The sequence below is a fragment of the Jatrophihabitans lederbergiae genome (assembly GCF_031845305.1).
In the GTDB taxonomy this organism is placed as follows: Bacteria; Actinomycetota; Actinomycetes; order Mycobacteriales; family Jatrophihabitantaceae; genus Jatrophihabitans_A; species Jatrophihabitans_A lederbergiae.
In genome coordinates this window covers 77,007-97,434 of record NZ_JAVREH010000002.1, presented here as the reverse complement: position 1 = coordinate 97,434, position 20,428 = coordinate 77,007, and the positions used below count along the sequence as shown (strand labels likewise).

Here is a 20,428-nt window from a genome sequence, read left to right as displayed (position 1 = left end):
GGCATTACGCCACCACCAGCCGGCCGGTCCGTCAGACTTCCTCGACGCTGCTCGGCTCGCGCCGGGACAGGTCGATACCGAGTTCTTCGGCGGCACGGAAGACGTCGTCGTCCGTGTCACGCATCTCGACGGCCACACCGTCGCTGGACAGCACCTCGACGTTCAGGCAGAGCGACTGAAGTTCCTTCAGCAGCACCTTGAACGACTCGGGGATGCCCGGCTCGGGGATGTTCTCGCCCTTGACGATCGCCTCGTACACCTTCACGCGGCCGAGGATGTCGTCGGACTTGATCGTCAGCAGCTCCTGCAGGGCGTAGGCGGCGCCGTAGGCCTGCATGGCCCAGCACTCCATCTCACCGAAGCGCTGACCACCGAACTGCGCCTTACCACCGAGCGGCTGCTGGGTGATCATCGAGTACGGGCCAGTCGAACGGGCGTGGATCTTGTCGTCGACCAGGTGGAGCAACTTCAGGATGTAGACGTAGCCCACCGAGACCGGCTCGGGGAAGGGCTCGCCGGACCGACCGTCGATCAGCTGTGCCTTGCCGGTTCGCCCGATCAGCTGGTCACCATCGCGGGTGCGCAGGGTCGAGTCGAGCAGGCCCGTGATCTCTTCTTCACGAGCGCCGTCGAACACCGGGGTCGCCACGTTGGTGCCCGGGTGGCCCTGACGCGCGGGCTCAGGTAGCCGGCTTGCCCACTCCGGCTCGCCTTCGACCTGCCAGCCGGTCTTGGCCACCCAGCCGAGGTGCGTCTCGAGAACCTGGCCGATGTTCATCCGGCCGGGCACGCCCAGCGGGTTGAGCACGATGTCGACCGGGGTTCCGTCGATCAGGAACGGCATGTCCTCCGGCGGCAGGATCTTGGCGATGACGCCCTTGTTACCGTGCCGGCCGGCGAGCTTGTCGCCATCCTGGATCTTGCGCTTCTGGGCGATGTAGACCCGGACGAGCTCGTTGACGCCGGGCGGCAACTCGTCGCCGTCCTCGCGGGAGAAGACCCGGACGCCGATGACCTTGCCGGCCTCACCGTGCGGAACCTTCATCGAGGTGTCACGAACCTCGCGCGCCTTCTCACCGAAGATCGCGCGCAGCAGGCGCTCTTCCGGAGTCAGCTCGGTCTCACCCTTGGGCGTGACCTTGCCGACCAGCACGTCACCGGTCACCACGTCGGCGCCGATACGGATGATCCCGCGCTCGTCGAGGTCGGCGAGGACCTCGTCGGAGACGTTGGGGATGTCACGGGTGATCTCTTCGGCACCGAGCTTGGTATCGCGAGCGTCGACCTCGTGCTCCTCGATGTGGATCGAGGTCAGGACGTCGTCCTGCACGATCCGCTGGTTGAGGATGATGGCGTCCTCGTAGTTGTGGCCTTCCCATGGCATGAATGCCACGAGCAGGTTCTTGCCGAGCGCCATCTCACCGGAGTCGGTGGAGGGACCGTCGGCGATGACCTGGCCGACCTCGACCCGGTCGCCCTCGTTGACGATCGGCTTCTGGTTGAAGCTGGTGCCCTGGTTGGACCGGGCGAACTTCGACAACCGGTAGGTGTTACGGGTGCCGTCGTCAGCCATCACGGTGATGTAGTCGGCGGAAAGCTCCTCGACCACACCGGCCTTGTCGGCGACGGCGACGTCCGAGGCGTCGACAGCTGCGCGCAGCTCCATGCCGGTGCCGACCAGCGGGGACTCCGAACGCAGCAGCGGCACAGCCTGGCGCTGCATGTTGGCGCCCATCAGCGCGCGGTTGGCGTCGTCGTGCTCGAGGAACGGGATCATCGCGGTCGCGACCGACACCATCTGGCGCGGCGACACGTCCATGTAGTCGACCTCGTCGGGCTCGAGCAGCTCGACCTCTCCGCCCTTCTTACGGCAGAGCACCTTGCTGTCGGTGAAGTGACCATGGGCATCGATCACGGCGTTGGCCTGGGCAATGGTCGCCCGGTCCTCTTCGTCGGCGGTCAGGTAGAACACCTGGTCGGTGACCACGCCTGTCTCGACCTTGCGGTACGGGGTCTCGACGAAGCCGAAGGCGTTCACCCGGCCGTAGGACGCCAGCGAGCCGATCAGGCCGATGTTCGGGCCTTCAGGGGTCTCGATGGGGCACATGCGGCCATAGTGCGACGGGTGGACGTCACGGACTTCCATGCCTGCACGGTCACGGGACAAACCACCCGGGCCGAGAGCCGACAGCCGGCGCTTGTGGGTCAGACCGGCGAGCGGGTTGGTCTGGTCCATGAACTGCGACAGCTGGGAGGTTCCGAAGAACTCCTTGATCGAAGCCACCACGGGACGGATGTTGATCAGGGTCTGCGGCGTGATCGCCTCGACGTCCTGAGTCGTCATCCGCTCGCGCACGACCCGCTCCATGCGGGAAAGACCGACCCGGATCTGGTTCTGGATCAGCTCACCCACGGTGCGCAGCCGACGGTTACCGAAGTGATCGATGTCGTCGACCTCGTAGCCATCCTCGCCGGCGTGCAGCCGGACCAGGTACTCGATGGTCTTGACGATGTCTTCTTCGGTCAGGTTGCCGTGGTTGATGTCGGTGTCGACCTCGAGCTTCTTGTTGGCCTTGTAGCGGCCAACCTTCGCCAGGTCGTAGCGCTTGTGGTTGAAGAACAGGTTCTCCAGCAGCGCCTGCGCCGACTCCTTCGTCGGGGGCTCGCCCGGACGAAGCTTGCGGTAGATGTCTAGCAGCGCCTCGTCCTGACCCGGGATGTGGTCCTTCTCCAGGGTCGCGAGCAGGGTCTCGGACCAGTGGAAGTGCTCACGGATCCGGTCCGAGCTCCAGCCGAGGGCCTTCAGCAGCACCGTCACGGGCTGGCGGCGCTTGCGGTCGATGCGGACGCCGACCGTCGAGCGCTTGTCGACGTCGAATTCCAGCCAGGCACCGCGGCTGGGGATGACCTTCACCGAGAAGACGTCCACGTCGGAGGTCTTGTCCAGGCTGCGGTCGAAGTAGATGCCAGGCGAACGGACGAGCTGCGACACGACGACGCGCTCGGTGCCGTTGATAACAAAGGTGCCCTTGCGGGTCATCATCGGGAAGTCACCCATGAACACCGTCTGACTCTTGATCTCGCCAGTGGTGTTGTTGGTGAACTCCGCCGTGACGAACAACGGGGCGGCGTAGGTCATGTCCTTGTCTTTGCACTCCTCGATGGAGGCCTTGACGTCCTCGAACCGCGGCGAGGAGAACGACAGTGACATGGAGCCGGAGAAGTCTTCGATCGGCGAGATCTCACCGAGAATTTCTTCCAGACCGGAGAGGGGGGCGACGCCGGTGGCGTTTGCGTCGCGAGCTTGCCTCGCTTTCCAGGCGGCGTTGCCGACCAGCCAATCAAAAGATTCCGTTTGCAAGGCCAGCAGATTGGGAACTTCGAGTGGTTCCCGAATCTTGGCGAAGGTGGTCCGAGCGGGGGCGCCTGCGATGCCCTGAATGCTCGTGCCTTGCGATTCGGACTTACCGGGGCGAGAGACTGCCAAGATGCGTCCTTCCGAGGACTGAATCAACCTGTGTCCAATCGCTGCCCCGCTGGAGTCGTGATCGCGGTGGTGCTCGTGATCTCACACCTTCGGCGGCGCAGCTCTTGATCTATCGCGCGACCCCTGAACTTTCCTGCCGAGACAGCCGGAAGTAGACCCTGTACGGGCCGACACAAGTTTGAGGGCAGCGCAAATTAGCAGTCTAGCCGCTATGGGCACGCCTGTCCACCCACCCCCTGAGGGATGGTTCTACCGCGGTCGAGCCAAGCTCCCGAGCGCTTCTGACGACCGTCGAGGCGGTCGTCGTACAAGCCGTCACGTGGTTCGAGGAGCTTGCAAGCAGTGCACGCACAGGGTGCCCCGCCAAATCGCTCACGTCAAGCATCTGGCCATTCGTGCCGCCGCAATTCGCTTTGCCGGGGAGGTAGCGGCCCACCCACCTCGACAATGAACGACGTCAGGGGGCGGCCCGCTCTCGCGGACCGCCCCCTGACGGGTGTGGCAGTTGCTCGGTCAGCTGTGGCTAGCCGGCTGACCTGGCATGGTCGGACGTAGCCGGAGCTACTTGACCGTCACCGAAGCGCCAGCGGCCTCGAGGGCAGCCTTGGCCTTCTCGGCGGCTTCCTTGTTGACCTTTTCCAGAACCGGCTTCGGCGCGCCGTCCACCAGGTCCTTGGCCTCCTTGAGGCCGAGGCTGGTGAGCGTGCGCACCTCTTTGATGACCTGGATCTTCTTCTCGCCGGCGCCTTCGAGGATGACGTCGAACTCGTCCTGCTCGGCCTCGGGCTCGGCGGGCGCGCCGCCGACGGGAGCGGCCGCGACGGCGACCGGAGCGGCGGCGGTGACGTCGAAGGTCTCTTCGAACTGCTTCACGAAGTCGGACAGCTCAAGGAGGGTGAGCTCCTTGAATGCGTCGATGAGCTCGTCAGTGCTGAGCTTCGCCATGATGTGGCGTCCTTTCTTTGTGCCGGAGAGCCGGCGGGTGGTTGGTTACTGCTCCGCCGGCTCGGCGGGAGTCTCGGATGGTGCTTCATCGGCCGCGGGGGCCTCGGCTGCCACGTCGCCGGCTTCGCCGACAACAGGGCCTTCGGTTCCGGCTTCGACGGCCGCAGCCGCGTCTCCCGGAGTCTTGTCCTCCAGGGCCTTGGCCAGGCGCGCAACCTGGGACAACGGCGCCTGGAACAGGGCGGCCGCACGGGTCGGCAGCGCCTTGAGGACGCCTGCGACCTTGGCGAGCAACACCTCGCGGGAATCCAGGTCGGCAATGCTGCTCACGTCCGCCGCGCTGAGCGACTTTCCTTCGAGCACACCGCCCTTGATAACCAGCAGCGGGTTGGCTTTGGCGAAGTCACGCAGGCCCTTGGCCGCCTCGACCGGGTCGCCCTTGACGAACGCGATCGCGGTCGGTCCGACGAGCAGGCTGTCCTCGATGCTGACACCGGCCTCGGCCGCCGCACGCCTGGTCAGGGTGTTCTTGACCACCGCGTAGGTGGTGTCCCGGCCCAGGGCCTGGCGAAGCTGGGTGACCTGCTTGACCGTCAGTCCGCGGTACTCGGTGATGACGGTGGCCGACGAGCCGTTGAAGTGCTCGACCAGTTCCGCGACAGCGGAGAGCTTTTCTTTGTTCGGCATGTTCCTCCTCTCGTACATCTCGTGCCGGCTGGGCTTGCGCCGCACGACGAGCAGGCCCGGAACACCAAAACGCCCCGGCGCAGGGCGCTCGGGGCGAAACGAGGAAGTCTCATCTCTTACCGGCCACTCTGCGCGGGCCGCTCCGGCGCTCCGGAGCTGTTCGGTCGCACGTGCGCATGCGACAACCAGCGGTCTTCGGGTGGATCGCTGTCCATGCTACGGGCCGGCTCAGCGCGCACCAAATCGTCGCCAGAAGCCTCAGCCGAACCCCGTCGCGTCACCCGGGCCAACTATTTCGTCGTTGTCCCCGGAGCCCACGTCGCGCCGAAACACACGAACGGTGCCGGGGTGGGCGCCTGCGCGACGGCGAGTGCGAGCGACTGTGCCGAGTCCATTCCGGTGGCCATCCCGGCGTGGTAAGTCGTCATCACCTCAGCCGCCACATCGTCGTGGACCCGTGCCACGCCGGAGATCACCGAGCGGCTGCCGAGCCGCAACAGCACGCTGGTGAGCCCCAGCGCCTCGTCACCGGCACGCATCGTGGACCGGCCGAGCTCGCACGCCGACAGCACCACGTGCTCGGCCACCCGAGCACTCTGGTCGAGCTCGTAGGCGAACAGCGGCCCGTCGACGAGCCGAATGGAGGAGAACATCGGGTTCTCCGCCTGGTGCTGGCCGTGCGCCGCGACATGGACGACGGTGGCGGAGGTGAGCGCCGACACCAGCGCCGCCCTGGTGCCGGCGTCGCCTGCGAAGACCAGGGCGTCCGGCCACAACCTGCCCACCACGGACGCCTCCTCGGTAGAGCGGACCAGCTCCGGGCCGGCAACCGCAACCACCACCGGATCGACCGGCTGCGTCGGACCGGATGCCGCCAGCCAGGCCGTCGCCGAGGGCGCCACCACGACCGGGCGCTGCCGCAGCGAGGGCAGGTTCGTCCAGGGCAGCGTGCCGAGCACACCCGTCGGCACGATCACCAGTCGCGCGTCCGGCAGTCCGAGGGGACCGAGCAGAGCCCGGTCCAGCCGCGCCAGGGACCTATCGAGAGTGGCCGCCACCGCCTGCGCCATGGCCGGGGGCAGGTACCCGTTGGCTATCACGTCCATGTCGGCCCGAACTCGCCGGACCATCTCGACCACCGCGCGCTCGGCCGCGATGTGGACGATGCGGGCGTGGCCGGCCGCGAACACCACCGCGTACAGCTGCCCCTCGACGTTGAAGTAGCTGACCAATGAGGTGTCAGCGGCGCTCAGTGCCGGGCCTATCGCATTCCAGCCGGCGGGCTTTCCGGCGGCCCGCTGGCCCTCCGACTGCCAGGACCGGGCACGTAGCTCCCGTTGCAGATCGGCGACGCGGCGACGCTCTGACGATGCGCGGCTAGACGCCCCGGCATCCGAGGCGATCGCCCGCAGTCCCTCGACGGCCTGACGCAGCTCAGCCAGCAACTCGGCCGTCACCGGGTCGGCCGGAGCCTTCACCGCACCCAGCCGGCTCGAGATCGCCCGGCCGCGCTCGACCGCGGCCAGCACCGCCAGCGGCCTGCCGTGCCGGAACGCCATCGACAGGTCGAGCTCCACCAGCTGGCGGCCATGCACCGCGCCCGCTGTCTGCAGGTCGATGCTGCCGAACTGCGCCTGGTGGTTCGCGAGCTCGGCCAGCCCGGTGCTGATCTCGCGGCGCGCGGGTCCCCGGTCGTCAGCGGCGATACAGAGCCTCGCTCGGACGAGTCTGGTGTGCAGCCGCGCGGACACCGGGTCGGAGCCGCGGACCGGGCCGGCCTCGGCCGCCACGGCTCGGGCCTGCACCGGCCGTCCCGCGCGCAGCAGCGCCTCGGCCGCCACCAACTGCGCCGTGCGCGCCTGAGTGTTCAGCCCGGCGGCGCGGAACTCGGCGGCCAGGCTCAGCGCGCGCGTCGCCAGCTGTCCACCGGGCCGGCCGGCGGCCAGGTCCGCGTGTAGCAGAACCAGCTCCGCGTCCCTGCGCCAGCGTTCGTTCTGCCGGCGCCGGAACCTGTTACGGGCGCTCGCGGCGAGCCGGCGAGCGGCGACTGTCTCGCCGTCGAGCAGCGCGCACTCCGCACGGGCCAGCTCCACCTCTCCCAGTTCTTTCCAGAGCCGATCCTCCCGGAAGATCGCCGCCGCCTCGAGCAACGAGTCGTCGGACTCCCGGTGCAGACCGGCTTGCAGCAGCACCTGGGCGCGATCCAGCAGGGCCACGCCGAGTGAGATGTCGGCGTCGATGGCGCGCGCATCGGCCATCGTCCTGAGCGCCAGCGCGAGATTGCCGGCGAGGAATTCCAGGTAGCCGAGGTTGTGCCGGGCCTTGAACTCCTCCACGACCAGCCCATGCTCCGCCGCGATCTTGGCCGACCGGCTCAGGTCCTCGCGGGCTCGGCTCAGATCCCCGCGGTAGAGGTGCAGGCTGCCCCGGTTGAGCAGGATGTTGCCGGCGTGCACCGGGCTGGCATGCCCGATCAGCTCCACAGCGGTGTCCAGGTGGAGCAGGCCCTTGTCCAGGTGACCGCCACGGACCTGGATATAGCCGTGTTGCAACTGCAGCAGGACCACCAGCTCCGGGTGTTTGTCCGCGTCAAGGCGCCGTTCAGCCTCCGCGAGGGCGGCAAGTCCTGGTTGCATGCCGCTGAGTTCCGACTCGCTCATGGCGAGGCTGATGTAGATCCGGACGGCCAGTAGCCGACATTCCTCGGACGTGTCAGGGAGCTCGGAGGTGTCGGGGAGCTTGCCGTCGACCATCGCCAGCGCGCGGCGGAAGAGCCGGGCTGCGCGCAGTGGATGCCCGGCGTTGTTGTGCTCCACTCCGGACGCGTGCAACCTCCGCGCCTGCGTCACGTCCGCAGTGGCTGTGCGGATCATGGAACTTCCCATCGCCGGTGAGCCCTCGCTGGACGGCGGTACGAGGTCGCCGCCGAAGCAAAGTATGAGCCGCTATGGCTGCGGGCGTTCCAGTCCGGTCAAACCGTTCAGTACCTCCCAGCCTCGCGACACCATCGTCGACGCGTCAGAGGTGTCCAGAGTGCCGGAGTTCCACAGCGCCTTCGCGATCTCCGCGGCCAGGATCGGTGCCGCGAAGGACGTGCCGCTCCAGATGGAGAAGCCGCCATGGAAGTTGTCCGGATCGATGGTCGTCCGGGTGCCTTCCCCGTGCACCCGGATGCTCGCCAGCGGCTGGAGCGAGCCGTCGAAGGTGGTCGGCATGGTGCTGACCAGCGCAGCGCCCTGCCGGTGGCAGGTGACCCAGTTTCCGGCGTTGCTGAACAGCGCGATGCTCTTGAGGTCCGGGTTGAGCGCGCCGACGCTCACCACCGGCAGGGCGTCGTACCGTGCCTGCACCTGGCCGCCGGCATGCGGGGTGAAGCCCGCCGGGTAGAAGTGCCGCGGGGTGGAATCGTTTCCGGCCGAGGCCACCACGGCCACTCCGTACTCGCCCAGCGCACCCAGCGTCTCGATCAGCAGTTGGTCGTAGGCGTAGTCGGCGGGGAGCTCGTGGTAATAGCCCAGCGACAGCGAGATCACGTCCACCAACCAGTCTGGCTTATTCAGCTCCAGAGCAAGAGCCTGCCGCAGCAGCAGCCTGTTCAATGCTTCCAGCAGATCTCCCTCGGGCACCGCCCCATCACCGTGCATCACCCGGACCGCGAGGATGTCCGCATCGGGGCAGACCTGGCGGATCAGACCGCTGATGAAGGTTCCGTGGCCGGCATCGAGATCGAGCGTTCCCTCCAGGGGGCTGTCCAGACGCCCGCTGAGCTCTGAATTGCTGGCCGGGTCGGTCTCACCGATCGGCAGCGAGCCGACCTTGGGATGACGCTTGACGATGGACTCGGGAAGCCAGGGATGCCGGCCCACGCCCGTGTCGAGTACCGCGACCACGGGACGACGGCAGCGCTCCTGACCCTTGGGCACGCGGGTGGGTTCCGCTCCGATCCAGGTGACCGGCGACCGGCCGCCGTGCCCGGCCACGCCGTACTCGGAGCTGACACCGGCGCCACCCATGTACGGAGCGCCACCCATGTACGGAGCGCCGTGCGGGCCGCCGGTCGCAGTCAGCAGGTGGTCCAGCGTCACCTCATTGCTGGTGGGGTCCGCCGAGCCGAGGATGCACCGGAAGTTCTGCAGCACCTGCCACGAGTCGGGCGGGCTCGCCGGCTTGTCGGTGTCGATCTCGAGCCGAAGCCGGGTCGTGAGGACTCGGGCGGCCAGGTCGGCAAGACCCACGGACGACGCGAGCTCCAGCAGCTGTCCGTCCGCCTCGTCGAAGACCACCCGTAGCCCGGCCTGAGCGGCAGCCGTGACGAGCGCGGCACGGACGGCGTCGGACAGTTGGCTGCTGCGGACCAGCAGCCGAGCGCCGACATAGACGGTCGGGCGAATCGCGGGTCGGCCGGGCAGGTGGACCGCTGTCGCGGGGTCCAGCACTCGTCCGCCGTGCTTGTTGAGCACATACGGCGGGGGGTTCAAGCTGGGTTCGCGACGCCGCGGCGTGCCGCCACCGGTTGATTGCTGAGCTGTTTCCTCCGAACTCATTCGACTCCCAGGGGAACACCTAGCCACTGAAACATGCCAGGGCTCCTAGATCTCGACGGCCGGTGTCGCCACCGGCGGATGGGACGCGGGCTCGGGCGCTCGCACCACGAAGCGGGTGAGGCCGTGGGCGACGTCCTCGAAGACGAACCGGCCGTCAGGGTCGGCGGTGGCGTGCCGGCAGAGCAGGCCCTGGCGCAGTTCCACCGACACGCCGGCGCACGGGGCCACCCAGCCGTCGATCCTTAGTCGATCAGGCCCGTCCGGGCTCATCGCCACCATGGTGGTCAGGCTGTCGCTGGTGAACGTCAGGGTCCTGACCTCGCTGCTGTGCGCGCTGCTCCGCGCCGCCGCGGTCTCCGGCAGCCGTTCCAGCTCGGCCAGCTCCATACTGAGGGCGTCCAGCGTGATCGCGAACTGCAGCCGCTCGGTGAGTTCCACCGGAACTGGATCGATCGCTTGGTAGAGAGCAGCGATCCGGCTCATGATGAGGTCGTCGTAGGCGTCCAGTGGCAGGTCGGCCGTTGAGTCGCCAGGCGGAACTCCGAACGCGCTCATCCGAGCTCCCATCGAGCATCCGTGGCCAGTTGTCTGCGTAGTCTGGCCAGGCAGCGTCCCCGGGTCGGACCGATGCTTCCCATCGGCATTCCCAGTGAGTGCGCCAGTTGGGCGTAGTCCGGCCGGTCGGCGAAAGCGATCACGCGCAGCAGCGCCCGGCACCGTTCAGGCAACGAGGCGATATGTGACCAGAGGACCTCTTGCTCGACCTCGCGTAGCACCACGTTCTCGGGCAGGTCGCCAGAGCTGAGCGTGATGGCGTCCTCGCCGAACTCGGATGGCACCTGCTTGGCCTGCAGCCGTCCCAGCCGCCACGCCTCGCGTCGAGCCGCCACCAGCAGCCACTGCAACACCGCCGCGGGGTCGGCGATGGTCCCAGCCTTGCGGACCAGGGCGAACCAGGTGTTCTGCAACACGTCCTCGGCCGACTCAGCGTCCAGTCGTTGCGCACGAACCGCATGCCAGAGGATCGGGGTCAACATCGCCACCAACTCGGCCATCGCCTCGGAGTCCCCGTCCCGGTATCGGGCGAAAACCTCGCCGGCGCGGCTCGCGAGGGTGCTTTGCTCCGCCTTGGCGTTGATCATGGACGCCTCACCTGTGATGTCACTCCCCGGATCGTGCCGGCCGGCCGTTAGCCGGTGAGCCTAAGGCGTGCCAGCCGTATGAGAAGGAGGCTTCGCGGCTGATCTTGATACATCTGCCCAACGCATCAGCATCGGGCGGGAGTCCTGGAATCCGGGGATCCGAGGTATCAGGCGGCCGCCATGAACGCTCAACTGATCAGTGGGCGGTACCACTCACTCGGCCCCGGGGGGATGCGCCATCGACTCGGATGGACATGCGCTGAGCGGGTGGCCGGCATCCGGTTGGCCGAGCACATGCTCAGGCGGCCGGGTTCCGCGGCCGCACATGACAGTAGGGGCGGGCATCGCTGCCCGCCCCTACTGTTGAATGGCTCGTCCGCCGGCCGGCGGACGAGCCACCCTGCGTCGCTGACCGCTAGGCCTGCGCGACGTCCTCCGTCAGGTTGCGGGTGCGGTTGGTGTCCACCGGAATGCCGGGGCCCATCGTGGTGGAGAAGACGATCTTCTTGAGGAACTTGCCCTTCGACGAGGCCGGCTTTGCCCGCAGCACCTCGTCCAGCGCGGCACCGTAGTTCTCGACGAGCTGATCGGCCGAGAAGGATGCCTTGCCGATGATCAGGTGCAGGTTGGCCTGCTTGTCCACGCGGAAGGTGATCTTGCCGCCCTTGATGTCGGTGACTGCCTTGGCGACGTCCGGGGTGACGGTGCCGGTCTTCGGGTTCGGCATCAAACCGCGCGGGCCGAGGATCCGGGCGATGCGCCCGACCTTGGCCATCTGGTCCGGCGTGGCGATGGCCGCGTCGAAGTCCAGGTAGCCGTCGGTGATCTCCTGGATCAGGTCGTCGCTGCCGACCTTGTCGGCTCCCGCGGCACGGGCGGCCTCGGCCTGGGCGCCGGTCGCGAACACGATGACCCGAGCGGTCTTGCCGGTGCCGTGCGGCAGGCTGACCGTGCCACGCACCATCTGGTCGGCCTTGCGAGGGTCCACGCCGAGCCGCATGGCGACCTCGACCGTGCCGTCGAACTTTGACGGCGACGCCTGGACGGCCAGGTTCGCGGCCTCCAGCGGGCTGTAGATCTTGTCTTCTTCGATGAGCTTGGCGGCGGCCTCGTAGGCCTTGCTGCGCTTTGCCATGATTGCACTCCCATTTGCCGTGGTCTGACGGGCGCCGACCATCGGCGTCCTCCCACCTACTTGCTGCCCTTCATCCTGCTGCCGTGCCGACAGTGCGCTAAGGATCACGCTGTCGTACGGATCGGCCGCCTAGCTGGGCGACCATTATCGGCTAGGCGACCTTATCGAGAACGACTAGTCCGAGATGGTGATTCCCATCGAACGGGCAGTACCCGCGATGATCTTCGCCGCCTGGTCGACGTCGTTGGCGTTGAGGTCTTCCATCTTGGTCTGGGCGATCTCACGCAGCTGGGCCTGGGTCACCTTGGCGACCTTGGTCTTGTGCGGCTCGCCAGAGCCCTTCTCGACACCGGCGGCCTGCAGCAGCAGCCGCGCGGCGGGCGGGGTCTTCGTGACGAAGGTAAAGGACCGGTCTTCGTACACCGAGATCTCGACCGGTACGACCTGGCCACGCTGCGCTTCGGTCGCGGCGTTGTAGGCCTTGCAGAACTCCATGATGTTGACGCCGTGCTGGCCCAGCGCCGGACCGACCGGCGGGGCCGGGTTGGCGGCGCCGGCCTTGATCTGCAGCTTGATGACCGCGGTGAGCTTCTTCTTGGGAGGCATTGGTGTTCTCTTCTTCTGGTTGGCTGGTTCTTGCTGGACGGCGGATTGGCTAGATCTTCGAAACCTGGGCGAACGACAACTCGACCGGGGTTTCACGGCCGAAGATCGAAACCAGCACCTTCAGCTTGGAGTGCAGTGAGTCGATCTCGTTGATGGTGGCCGGCAGCGTCGCGAACGGGCCGTCCATGACGGTGACCGACTCCCCGATCTCGAAGTCGACGACCGCCACGGCGGACTGGCCGGCACCCTCGGCCGCGCCCGCGCCACCCTTGCCGGGTGCCGCAGCCTTCTGCGCGGTGGGAGCCAGGATCTTGATGACCTCGTCCATGGACAGCGGCGAGGGCTTGGAGGTCGCACCGACGAACCCGGTAACACCGGGCGTGTTCCGCACGGCGCCCCACGAGTCGTCGGTGAGATCCATCCGCACCAGGATGTAGCCGGGGAAAACCTTGCGGTTGACCTGCTGCCGCTTGCCGTTCTTGATCTCCACCACCTCTTCGGTGGGAACCTCGACCTGGTAGATGTAGTCCTCCATGTCGAGGGAGGAGATGCGGCTCTCGAGATTGGTCTTGACCTTGTTCTCGTAGCCCGCGTACGAGTGCACGACGAACCAGTCACCCGGAGCCCGGCGGAGCTGAGCGCGAAGCTCTTCGACCGGATCAGCGTCCTCGTCGGGCTCGCCGGCGTCCGGAACGTCGGCGTCCGGAACGTCGGTGTCTGAGGTGTCGCCGCCGTCCGCCTCCTCGCTGCTTGCAAGCTCGGTAGCCCCGAGTTCGGCGGCGGCCTCGGCCCAGGAGGTGTCCGCCTGTTCCTCGGCGGCCGCGTTGTACTTGTCCTCGGCGGTCACGCCGTAGACCTGGTCCTCGACATCCGGCTCGGGCAGGCTGATCGCGTCCGCTCCAGCGTTGCCGGTATCGAGGGGTCCCTCGTCCGGCGCGGTGTCACCAGCCGCGTCGTCGGCAGCGTGGTTGTCGAACTCGGTCACAGGCACTCTTTCCTTGCTATCTCGTGAAGCTGTCTCATGGATCGATCTCGGATGCGGACCGTCGTGCGAGGGGCTGCGGCGCCCGGCTAGCCGAATACCGCGATGACCGCCTTGGCGAGCCCGAAATCGAGCAACGCAACCACAGTCACCATGATCACGACGAACGCCAGCACGACGATGGTGTAGGTGGTCATCTCTTTGCGAGAGGGCCACAAAACCTTGCGCATCTCTGAGACCGTCTCGCGCGTCCGCCGTTGCAGCGCTCGGATCAGGTTCGGCAGCCAGCGCAGCAGGGCGCCCAGCCCGCCGCCATTCGTGCCCTTGTCGGGCCGCGAAGATGACGCGGGCGCAGCCTGTGTCTCAGTCACCGTTTCTCCTCTCGGGCGCGCCCCGACGCTCACTCGCGTGAGCGCCGACGACGCTGATGGCGCAGGGGCGACAGGACTTGAACCTGCAACCGCCGGTTTTGGAGACCGGTGCTCTACCAATTGAGCCACGCCCCTTTGGCGAGCCGGTTGTGACCGGCTCCGTCCAAGGCGGATCCCAGCCTGCCGAGAGCCTGTGCCCCGCAACCGTCGAATAAATACCGATTGCGCGCACGCTGGCGCACGGCCACAGAGGACCCGAGTAGCCAGTGTAAAGGGTCGGTCCGCCTTGTCCAAAGCCGGGACAATCCCACAACTCGGGAACCGGGCACGCGCGGGAAAACCGGTCCGGGACGTCTGGAACCATGGAAGGCATGGGTACCCGCATCTCTGACCGTATTGCAGCCATCGCCGAGTCCGCCACCCTGGCCGTCGACTCCAAGGCCAAGGCCCTCAAGGCCGCCGGACGACCGGTGATCGGCTTCGGCGCCGGCGAGCCGGACTTCTCCACACCGCAGTACATCGTCGATGCCGCGGTGCAGGCTGCGGCGCTACCCAGGTACCACCGTTACACCCCGGTTCCCGGCCTGCCGGAACTCCGCGAGGCGGTCGCGGCCAAGACGCTGCGTGACAGCGGCTATGCCGTCGACGCGTCGCAGGTGCTGATCACCAACGGCGGCAAGCAGGCTGTATACAACGCCTTCGCGACGCTGCTGGACCCGGGCGACGAGGTGCTGCTGGTTGCCCCGTTCTGGACCACCTACCCCGAAGCGATCCAGCTGGCCGGCGGCGTGCCTGTCCCGGTGATGACGGACGAGACCACCGGCTACCTCGTCGGCGTGGACCAGCTGGAAGCCGCTCGGACGGACCGGACGAAGGTCCTGCTGTTCGTATCCCCCTCGAACCCCTCCGGCGCCGTGTTCCCGCCTGCGCTGGTGCGCGAGATCGGCCGGTGGGCGGCCTCGCACGGCCTGTGGGTCGTCACGGACGAGATCTACGAGCACCTGGTGTACGGCGACAGCGAGCACCTCTCCATCGCGACCGCCGTTCCGGAGCTGACCGACCGGGTCGTCGTGCTGAACGGCGTCGCCAAGACGTACGCGATGACCGGCTGGCGGGTCGGCTGGCTCATCGCCCCGACCGACGTCGTGCGGGCCGCCTCGAATCTGCAGTCCCACGCCACCTCGAACGTGTCGAACGTCGCTCAGGCCGCGGCGCTGGCTGCCCTCACCGGCGACCTCTCCGCCGTGGCCGCGATGCGCGAAGCATTCGATCGCAGGCGCAGGACGATGGTCGAGATGCTGTCGGCCATCGACGGCGTGATCTGCCCTGAGCCCGGCGGCGCGTTCTACGCCTACCCCCAGGTGAAGGGCCTGCTCGGCCGGACGCTGCGTGGCAAGACGGCCGCGACGTCGGCTGAGCTGGCGGCGCTGATCCTGGACGAGGTCGAGGTCGCGGTCGTACCAGGCGAGGCGTTCGGAACTCCGGGTTACCTTCGCCTGTCCTACGCGCTGGGCGACGCGGACCTCGTCGAGGGCATCGGACGCATCCAGCGCTTCATAGCCGAAGGCTGAGTCGGCCAGCCGAAGGCTGAGTCGGCCAGCCGAAGGCTGAGTCGGCCGTGGGTTGAGGCCGGTTGCCCGACTCAGCTCGTTACGAGGTCCGCGTACTCGGGGTTCTTCTCGATGTACGCCGCGACGAACGGACACGCCGGCTGCACGCGCAAGCCCCGAGCCCGGATGTCGTCGAGGCCGAACTTGACCAACGTGCTGGCCAGTCCTCGACCACCGAACTCCGGCGAGGTCTCGGTGTGCGGGATCGCGAGCACATCACCTCGGCGCACATAGTCGGCGAGGCCGACGAGTTCGCCGTCCAGGTGAATCTCGTACCGGCCAGCTGCCTCGTTGTCCACCAGCTCGATCTGCTCGTTCGCCATCAGCGCTCCAATCGAACGACGATGCGGGCCTTCGCCAGCACGGTCCGGTCATCCATCGTAGCCGTCAGACCGATCTCGGCAGTGCCGTCGTCCTCGCTCAGCGACCGCACCACTCCCCCAACCTCCAGCCGCGCGGCCGACCCGAAGGACACTACTATCGGACGGGTGAACCGCACGCCGTAGTCAAGCACCGCGCCGGGATTGCCGACCCAGTCCGTGGCGACCCGCGCGACCATCGCCATGGTCAGCATGCCGTGGGCGATGACGTCGGGCAGACCCACTCCGACGGCCGTTTCCTGACTCCAGTGAATGGGATTGAAGTCACCGGACGCGCCCGCGTACCGGACGAGGTCCGTACGGCTCAGCTCGAAGGTCTGAGACGGCAGGTCGGTGCCTACCGCGACGTCGCTGTAACGGATCATGCCGTGCCCCTGGCCACCAGTGTCGAGAATGCCGTGACCACGAGCTCGCCGTCCGTCGTCCGCACGTCCGCCCGGTTGGTCAGGATGTCGTTGCCCGACGCCGACCGGATCGACTCCACGGTGATCACCACCTGCAGCACGTCACCGGCCCGCACGGGGCGCTGGTACGCGAACCGCTGCTCTCCGTGGACCACCTTGGAATAGTCCAGGCCCAGCTCGGGATCGGTGACGATCTGGGCGCCGGCCCGCATCGTGATCACGATCGGAAAGGTGAGCGGGGCGATCACATCCGGGTATCCCAGGGCGCGGGCGGCTGCGGGATCGCGATAGGCAGCGTTCTCATCACCGATCGCGTCGGCAAACTCGCGGATCTTCTCGCGGCCGACCTCGTAAGGCTCGGTGGGCGGGTACACGCGACCCACGAATGACTGATCAAGGGGCATAGACGCACGCTATCCCACCCGCCATGCGTCGCTTCGGACCGCGGGCAGCCACCCGAAACCACGACTGGCGCCGCTCCCGAGGGAACGACGCCAGCCTGGTCGAAACCGGACTAGCGGGTCTCGCGGTGGTCGGTGTGCTTGCCGCAGTTGGGGCAGAACTTCTTCAGGTCCAACCGGTCGGGGTCGTTGCGCCGGTTCTTCTTGGTGATGTAGTTGCGGTGCTTGCACACCTGACACGCCAAGGTGATCTTGGGTCGAACGTCTGTGGCTGCCACGGTCGTGCCTTCCGGTGAGTGAACGTGCGATCTATTCGGTAGCGAGGGCCGGACTTGAACCGGCGACACAGCGATTATGAGCCGCTTGCTCTACCAGGCTGAGCTACCCCGCCCTGATGCAGTGCCCAGGCGCACTATTCCGACCTGCTCCTGCTTTGGAACGGCTGGCAGCACGTGGAGCGCGTCACCAGCGAACCAGAGCCCCCTTACGGAATCGAACCGTAGACCTTCTCCTTACCATGGAGACGCTCTGCCGACTGAGCTAAGGGGGCGGGCAACGCGCGAAACAACTGCCTCGATCACGGCCTGCGCCGCCGTCACCGCGCTGTCTCGAACGCCGGGTGAACTCTACCCGACCGACGTGGAGATCTCGAAATCACCCCAGCGATCGGGCATGAAGAAGCCCTGGTGATCGCACGGGGGAACGACCACCAGGGCACCTCAAGTATGCACAGTATGTAGTTGGTTGGCAACCCCAAGCTACGAAACTCCCACATCTGATGTCTGCGCTGTGGCTACGCACAGAGCGGCTACGCGCAAGGAGAGATCCGTCTGCGCATGCAGAGAGAGACCCGGCGGAAAGGCAGTGAGGACTCTCCGGCGACGCCGGAGAGTCCTCGTCTGGTGGCGGCTGTTGGGTTCGAACCAACGTAGGCTGAGCCGGCAGATTTACAGTCTGCTCCCTTTGGCCACTCGGGCAAACCGCCTTGAAACACGCCGCGCGCCGACAGCTACCAGCACGCCGCGCAGACGAGAATACACGAGGTGGACCCCCATCACGCCGGACCCCTGAACCAGCTAGCAACGCTTACGCCGGGTGGCCGACCGGTAACGACAGCAGTCGTCTCCGCTACCGTCCAGATAGCGCAGACCCGATCCGGCAGCGAACGTGAGGAGAGACCACCATGGCAGATCCGTCCTTTGACGTCGTCAGCAAGATCGATCGTCAAGAAGCAGACAACGCGCTGAATCAGGCGGCGAAAGAGCTGTCTCAACGCTTCGATTTCCGTGGCACGAACGCGAGCATCGCGTGGTCCGGCGAGCTCGGCATCACCATCAAGGCAGACACCGAGGAGCGGGCAGCAGCGGCCCTCGAGGTGTTCAAGGAGAAGCTCATCAAGCGCTCCATCTCGCTGAAGGCGCTGGACGCGGACGAGCCCAAGGTGTCCGGCAAGCAGTACGTCGTCACCGGCTCGCTCAAGCAGGGCATCGAGACCGACATTGCCAAGAAGATCTCCAAGGCCATTCGTGACGAGGGACCGAAGGGTGTCCAGGCCCAGATCCAGGGCGACCAGCTACGGGTTTCGGGCAAGAAACGCGATGACCTGCAGGCCGTCATCGCCCTGCTCAAGGCCGGCGACTTCGGCGTCGCGCTCCAGTTCGACAACTACCGGTAGCCGAGGAGTTCGATGAAGGGCATCATCCTGGCGGGCGGCGCGGGATCGCGACTGCACCCGATCACTCGGGCGGTCAGCAAGCAGTTGCTGCCGGTCTACGACAAGCCGATGATCTACTATCCGCTGTCAGTGCTGATGCTGGCCGGTATCACCGACATCCTCATCATCACCACACCGCACGACCAGGCCCAGTTCGTCCGGCTGCTCGGGGACGGCGGGGACTTCGGCATCAACCTCAGCTACGCCGTGCAACCCGAGCCCAACGGCTTGGCCGAGGCCTTCCTGATCGGGCGCGACCACCTGGGCGACGACAGCGCCGCACTGGTGCTGGGGGACAACATCTTCTACGGCCACCTGCTGGGCCAGACCCTCGCCGACGCCGCTCGCCTGACGAAGGGCTGCCGGCTCTTCGGGTACCAGGTCTCTGACCCGGAGCGCTATGGCGTGGCCGAGGCCGACGTCAACGGCCGACTGATCTCCATCGAAGAAAAGCCGCTGAAGCCGAAGTCCAACCTGGCGGTCACCGGGCTCTACTTCTACGACAACGACGTGGTGAATATGGCGGCGTCGCTGACGCCCTCACCACGCGGCGAGCTAGAGATCACCGATCTCAACAACATCTACGTCGCCCGCGGGACGGCGGAACTTGTCGACCTGGGCCGCGGCACCGCGTGGTTGGACACCGGAACCCACGACTCGCTCATCGAGGCCGGCCAGTTCGTCCAGGTACTCGAGCACCGGCAGGGCGTGCGGATCGCCTGCTTGGAGGAGATCGCCCTCAATCGCGGTTTCATCGACGCTGGGCAGGCGCTTCGACTCGGCGAGGCCTTGGCGAAGTCGGGCTACGGCCAATACGTCATCGAGGTGGCTCAGCGCCACCTCGCGCGCGGCTGACCGGCAGAGCCGAGACGTACGGTGAGCTAGCTGGCCCAGCGGAACGACGTCATGAGCTGACGGAACCGCTCCATGAGTTCGCCGCAGTCGCGGGCGCCACTGAACTCCGCCAACAGGGCCAGCTGCCCGTCCGGGGCCGGCACCACGTAGCGGGCTGAGCCGACGACGACGTCGAAGTCGATCAGCTCGGCGACCGGACTGTCATCGTCGATCCGCACGGCATCGACGGGCTCATCGAGCAACCCGATGCTCAGTACGGCGCTGGCCGGCGTGATCTCTTCTGCTCCGATCACCACCGTGCTGAGAACCGCCACGACAGGCGCCCCACCGATCTCTTCCGGAACCGATCCCTCGTCCGGTCTCGCGATCAACCAGTCGCGGCAGTCCAGTTCGAACGCAGGCAACTCCAACGCGTGAAGATGGCTGTCCATGACGCCCCCTTGCTCCTACGGTCCGCGGGACCGTCGGCACCGGGTTTCGGATGCGCGATAGCGGTGCCCGCAGGGTCAGACATTTCGAGATGTAGGGACGGAGTCCGCGTTCAATCTTTGCAAACCGGACTTCGCCCGCAGTGAAAATACCATTCGGTCCCCACGGGGACCAGTGGCAACTTTATGTCAATAGGAAAGAACCTTTGCGCATCCATGCATCCACTTGGGCATATCGTTCAGCACGTGATGAACGATATGCTGTATGTCCGTATTGAGGCTAATCCATACCTACCGGACGGTTTTGATGAGCCGGACACACCCTACCGCGTGGGATCGCAGCGCGATAGTTCCCCCTACCTGGTCAGGATGTCCGAGCTACGCGCGCTATGGCGGCGTCCGTGTCGCGGTAAGCGGTCACCGCACTCTCGACACCACGCGCGGCCTCTTCGGCGAATGTGGCCACACGGCGCCGCTGGTCGTGCCAGTCGTGCTCAGCATGCTCAAGTGCGGTGCGCAACTCAGGATCCTGAACACTTAATTGCAGAGTTTCGTTTCCACCGATCAATTCCCGCGCAACCCCCTCCAATATGCGGGCAAGGCGGATCGCGCCTGCGAAGTCGATTTGAATGTCTGCGGCCAAACCACCAAAAGACTGCTCAGATGTTCGCATCATGACAACTCTAGACAGATCGCCCACTGGGCTGGGAGAGTTATCCACAGGATCATCGGGCACA

The 20,428-nt window shown here is 66.6% G+C and carries 20 protein-coding genes and 4 tRNA genes; 3 read left to right on the top strand and 21 right to left on the bottom strand.

Annotated elements, in window-relative coordinates; all coding sequences use genetic code 11:
- Positions 1-31: 31 nt before the first annotated feature.
- From rpoB to RM423_RS01870, 12 genes are all read right to left on the bottom strand, one after another.
- A complete protein-coding gene (gene rpoB / locus RM423_RS01925; RefSeq protein ID WP_311421304.1) occupies positions 32-3,487 on the bottom strand; it encodes a DNA-directed RNA polymerase subunit beta in 3,456 nt (1,151 codons plus the stop codon).
- Positions 3,488-4,048: 561 nt separating this feature from the next.
- The gene (gene rplL / locus RM423_RS01920) at positions 4,049-4,432 is read right to left on the bottom strand and encodes a 50S ribosomal protein L7/L12 (protein WP_311421303.1); all 384 of its coding nucleotides are present in this window, start codon (positions 4,430-4,432) and stop codon (positions 4,049-4,051) included.
- 45 nt (positions 4,433-4,477) lie between these two features.
- Positions 4,478-5,119, bottom strand: coding sequence for a 50S ribosomal protein L10 (rplJ, locus tag RM423_RS01915; RefSeq protein WP_396327559.1), 642 nt, complete (start codon positions 5,117-5,119; stop codon positions 4,478-4,480).
- 290 nt (positions 5,120-5,409) lie between these two features.
- Entirely contained in the window at positions 5,410-7,992 is a 2,583-nt protein-coding gene (locus tag RM423_RS01910; RefSeq protein ID WP_311421302.1) for a CHAT domain-containing protein, read from the bottom strand.
- A gap of 72 nt (positions 7,993-8,064) precedes the next feature.
- Entirely contained in the window at positions 8,065-9,663 is a 1,599-nt protein-coding gene (locus RM423_RS01905; RefSeq protein WP_311421301.1) for a S8 family peptidase, read from the bottom strand.
- Positions 9,664-9,708: 45 nt separating this feature from the next.
- Positions 9,709-10,218, bottom strand: coding sequence for a hypothetical protein (locus RM423_RS01900; RefSeq protein WP_311421300.1), 510 nt, complete (start codon positions 10,216-10,218; stop codon positions 9,709-9,711).
- Positions 10,215-10,805, bottom strand: coding sequence for an RNA polymerase sigma factor (locus RM423_RS01895; protein WP_311421299.1), 591 nt, complete (start codon positions 10,803-10,805; stop codon positions 10,215-10,217). The genes RM423_RS01900 and RM423_RS01895 overlap by 4 nt, the downstream gene beginning before the upstream one ends.
- 415 nt (positions 10,806-11,220) lie before the next feature.
- The gene (gene rplA, locus RM423_RS01890; RefSeq protein ID WP_311421298.1) at positions 11,221-11,940 is read right to left on the bottom strand and encodes a 50S ribosomal protein L1; all 720 of its coding nucleotides are present in this window, start codon (positions 11,938-11,940) and stop codon (positions 11,221-11,223) included.
- A gap of 174 nt (positions 11,941-12,114) precedes the next feature.
- Positions 12,115-12,546 carry a 50S ribosomal protein L11 gene (gene rplK, locus RM423_RS01885; RefSeq protein WP_311421297.1) on the bottom strand — a complete coding sequence of 144 codons (432 nt, stop codon included), beginning with the start codon at positions 12,544-12,546 and terminating at the stop codon, positions 12,115-12,117.
- 49 nt (positions 12,547-12,595) lie between these two features.
- On the bottom strand, positions 12,596-13,435 hold the full coding sequence (gene nusG, locus RM423_RS01880) for a transcription termination/antitermination protein NusG (RefSeq protein WP_449555804.1): 840 nt from the start codon (positions 13,433-13,435) through the stop codon (positions 12,596-12,598).
- 182 nt (positions 13,436-13,617) lie between these two features.
- The gene (gene secE / locus RM423_RS01875; RefSeq protein ID WP_311421295.1) at positions 13,618-13,899 is read right to left on the bottom strand and encodes a preprotein translocase subunit SecE; all 282 of its coding nucleotides are present in this window, start codon (positions 13,897-13,899) and stop codon (positions 13,618-13,620) included.
- Between the two features lie 62 nt (positions 13,900-13,961).
- Positions 13,962-14,034: transfer RNA gene (locus RM423_RS01870), tRNA-Trp, on the bottom strand.
- A gap of 236 nt (positions 14,035-14,270) precedes the next feature.
- On the opposite strand from RM423_RS01870, the gene RM423_RS01865 reads away from it, so the two are divergent.
- Entirely contained in the window at positions 14,271-15,470 is a 1,200-nt protein-coding gene (locus tag RM423_RS01865) for a pyridoxal phosphate-dependent aminotransferase (protein ID WP_311421294.1), read from the top strand.
- A 71-nt stretch (positions 15,471-15,541) separates the two neighbouring features.
- Here the strand turns inward: RM423_RS01865 and RM423_RS01860 are convergent, their stop codons facing one another.
- From RM423_RS01860 to RM423_RS01830, 7 genes are all read right to left on the bottom strand, one after another.
- Positions 15,542-15,832: a GNAT family N-acetyltransferase gene (locus RM423_RS01860; protein ID WP_311421293.1), complete on the bottom strand. Its 291-nt coding sequence runs from the start codon at positions 15,830-15,832 to the stop codon at positions 15,542-15,544.
- A complete protein-coding gene (locus RM423_RS01855; protein WP_311421292.1) occupies positions 15,832-16,254 on the bottom strand; it encodes a MaoC/PaaZ C-terminal domain-containing protein in 423 nt (140 codons plus the stop codon). The genes RM423_RS01860 and RM423_RS01855 overlap by 1 nt, the downstream gene beginning before the upstream one ends.
- Positions 16,251-16,697, bottom strand: a complete 447-nt coding sequence (locus tag RM423_RS01850) for a MaoC family dehydratase N-terminal domain-containing protein (protein WP_311421291.1) — start codon at positions 16,695-16,697, stop codon at positions 16,251-16,253. Before RM423_RS01850 ends, RM423_RS01855 begins: the two co-directional genes overlap by 4 nt.
- Before the next feature lie 110 nt (positions 16,698-16,807).
- The gene (rpmG, locus tag RM423_RS01845) at positions 16,808-16,972 is read right to left on the bottom strand and encodes a 50S ribosomal protein L33 (protein ID WP_249771159.1); all 165 of its coding nucleotides are present in this window, start codon (positions 16,970-16,972) and stop codon (positions 16,808-16,810) included.
- A gap of 39 nt (positions 16,973-17,011) precedes the next feature.
- Positions 17,012-17,085 (bottom strand) — tRNA-Met (locus RM423_RS01840).
- An 86-nt stretch (positions 17,086-17,171) separates the two neighbouring features.
- Positions 17,172-17,244 (bottom strand) — tRNA-Thr (locus RM423_RS01835).
- 350 nt (positions 17,245-17,594) lie between these two features.
- Positions 17,595-17,679 (bottom strand) — tRNA-Tyr (locus RM423_RS01830).
- Positions 17,680-17,877: 198 nt separating this feature from the next.
- On the opposite strand from RM423_RS01830, the gene RM423_RS01825 reads away from it, so the two are divergent.
- The gene (locus RM423_RS01825) at positions 17,878-18,369 is read left to right on the top strand and encodes a YajQ family cyclic di-GMP-binding protein (protein ID WP_311421290.1); all 492 of its coding nucleotides are present in this window, start codon (positions 17,878-17,880) and stop codon (positions 18,367-18,369) included.
- A 12-nt stretch (positions 18,370-18,381) separates the two neighbouring features.
- A complete protein-coding gene (gene rfbA, locus RM423_RS01820) occupies positions 18,382-19,263 on the top strand; it encodes a glucose-1-phosphate thymidylyltransferase RfbA (RefSeq protein WP_311421289.1) in 882 nt (293 codons plus the stop codon).
- Positions 19,264-19,289: 26 nt separating this feature from the next.
- Here the strand turns inward: rfbA and RM423_RS01815 are convergent, their stop codons facing one another.
- Positions 19,290-19,694, bottom strand: coding sequence for a hypothetical protein (locus RM423_RS01815; RefSeq protein ID WP_311421288.1), 405 nt, complete (start codon positions 19,692-19,694; stop codon positions 19,290-19,292).
- Between the two features lie 361 nt (positions 19,695-20,055).
- On the bottom strand, positions 20,056-20,364 hold the full coding sequence (locus tag RM423_RS01810) for a hypothetical protein (protein WP_311421287.1): 309 nt from the start codon (positions 20,362-20,364) through the stop codon (positions 20,056-20,058).
- Positions 20,365-20,428 lie beyond the last annotated feature (64 nt).